A 2,488-nucleotide genomic window follows, 5' to 3' on the forward strand; every position below is an offset into this window, starting at 1 on the left:
TGAAACACCAAAGCAGCGCAGTCCCGTGTGAATCATGGGATTGCGCTGCTTTTTTGAAATTCTATGAATAATCCAGGGACGGTATTGAATAGGCCGATCGCCGTCGACAGACTGTATTGGAAGTTTTGCAGCCCAATCTTGTAAACGTAAGTGGAGATGATCTCGCTTCCGGCCAAGTTTAATGGGTTTTGCAGCAGCAAGACTTTTTCAAACCCGACATTCAAGAGATTACCCACGCTCATGATCAAGATGATCATCACGGTCGGCATGATCATTGGAATATCGATGTGCCGAATCTTTTGCCAAGCCGTGGCGCCATCCATCGTCGCCGCTTCATAATACGTTGGATCGATCGCAGACAGCGCTGCGATATAAATGATGCTATTCCAGCCGAGATGCTGCCACACATCCGACCAGACATACACATGGGCAAAAGAACCAGCGTCTGACATCAGATCCGGAAGTTTGGCGCCAAACAAGTGGAAGATATTGGCGAACAGCCCGGATTGTGGTGACAGGAAGATCAGCACCATCCCGCACATGACCATCGTACTGATGAAATGCGGCAGGTAAGAGATCACCTGGAAGACTTTCTTGAACCCTTGCTTGCGCATCTGGTTCGTTAAGATCGCCAGTGCGACTGGCAGTGGGGTGTTCACGACCAAACTGTAGATCGAGATCACCAACGTATTTTTCAAGGTGATCGGGAACTGGTAGGAATGGAAGTATTGAATGAAGTTCTTCATTCCGACGAATGGACTGTGAAAGACCCCGAGTGCCGGTGAATAATTCTGAAACGCCATCACCAACCCATAAAGCGGCACATAGGCGAATACGAGCAACAAAATGGCTGATGGTAACAGTAAGACGTACAGCGGTAAGCTCCGCTTGAGATTGCGGCGGCGCAACAGCTTGCGATGCGCGATGACCTCTGGATCGTCTTTGATACTTAATGCCGCTTGTGCCTCCATGATTGCCCCTCCTTTCATGGTCTTATCGTACTGTAGACGCTTTCAGAGAGGCTATAACTAATAAGGGGATTTCTTGCACTATTCGGATGAGGCCAAAAAATCGCAAGCGGCGATGGTTATCACTGATAATCATCTTGAATGCACAAAACGGAGCCGATATCCGGATAATGTCAAAAAATGCCGGGATAGGGACAACCGGCCGGCGGATAACACGTTATACTGAAGAAGCACAGACGGGGGAGGGGCGAAAATGACGGAACAGCGGCAAACGGGGTATTCGATCAATCGCTATATCCGCTTTTTGATGGGCGGCTTGTTGCTCCTGGGGGTCCTCAACATTGTGCTATTGGTGGTCACGGTGCATTATTCCCGGGCCGAGCGCGTGCGGCGGCTCGAAAACACCATCAGCATCTATCTTGAAGACGTTTCCACTCGCTTCAAGGCAATCGACCACTTCATGGTGTATTCGACGGTCAACGATCCCAATCTCAAAAAATTGGCTGGCCTTTCGCCGACAACGGATATCGCGGCGATGATCAAGCCGCTGGATGGGTTTCGCCAGCGCGTCTCCGACCAGCAGTATTCCACCGGCACGGCGTATCAGTTCTATTATTTTTCCTCAAAGACTGGGTATTTCACCAATGTGTCGCCGCTTCAAGTCGACTATGAGGATTATGGCAAGATCCAGTCGCAATTAGTCGATGGCTGGGCGACCAAGACGACGATCATCGCCGAGCCGTGGAAGCCGATCGTGGTCAGTGGCAAATATTACCTCTACCACGAGGTGCGCTATCAGGATACGGTCCTATTTTGCGTGGTCGCCGTCAGTGCCCTGACCGGCCCGATTCAAAATGACTACCTGACCCCGCAGGATTTTGCCTATCTGCGCCTCGATGGCCAAGACCTCATTAAAGGAAAGCACCCGGCGCTGGTCAAATCCGGCACCCGCTACATGAAGACCACCGACCGGGCGCGTACGTTGCCATTCTCGTTCAACGTGCAGCTCGATCAGTACAGCCAGACGGAAAAATTCACGGTCCTGCAGATCATCCTAGTGATCCTGACCACCATCATCGGCGGTGGGGCGATCTTTGCGGTGATCTATCTATGGCGCAACTTCGCCATTCCGCTGCGCGAATTCTCCAGCGCCGTCAAGATGATGACCGCCGATCCGGACGGGCCGAACCTCGATGCGTCGCGCATCAAGGAGCTGGAAAACGTCAATGAGCAGTTCCACACGCTGATGACGCAGGTGCGCAGCCTGAAACTGTCGCTTTATGAAAATGAGATCCAGCAGAAAAAGAGCCAGATCCAGTTCATGCAGCTTCAGATTCGCCCGCATTTTTACCTGAACATCCTCACGACGCTGTTTTCCATGATTCAGATGAACGAAATGGATCATATGTCGGACCTGATCATGTCGGCGACCAAATATATGCGCCTGGATTATTCACCTCGGTATTTGGGACATGAAATCGCATCTGGCCGGTCTGAAAGCAACGTTTGGAGCGTTGCGA

Annotated in this window: 2 protein-coding genes; one reads left to right on the top strand and one right to left on the bottom strand. The window is 51.3% G+C overall.

The features are described 5' to 3' along the window. Positions 1 to 32: 32 nt before the first annotated feature. Complete coding sequence (locus tag EKM95_RS11370; RefSeq protein ID WP_125698548.1) at positions 33 to 971, bottom strand: ABC transporter permease; 939 nt, start codon at positions 969 to 971, stop codon at positions 33 to 35. Positions 972 to 1,221: 250 nt separating this feature from the next. Between EKM95_RS11370 and EKM95_RS11375 the strand changes: the two genes are divergently transcribed. After that, positions 1,222 to 2,488, top strand: a 1,267-nt coding sequence (locus EKM95_RS11375) for a sensor histidine kinase (protein ID WP_164510203.1), incomplete at its 3' end; no start/stop codon positions are given.

This window comes from Lacticaseibacillus yichunensis, from assembly GCF_003946405.1.
Lineage (GTDB): Bacteria > Bacillota > Bacilli > Lactobacillales > Lactobacillaceae > Lacticaseibacillus > Lacticaseibacillus yichunensis.

Bases quoted from the DNA above. Each gene is read 5' to 3' on its own strand.
- EKM95_RS11370 (WP_125698548.1), bottom strand. From the start codon at position 971: ATGGAGGCACAAGCGGCATTAAGTATCAAAGACGATCCAGAGGTCATC.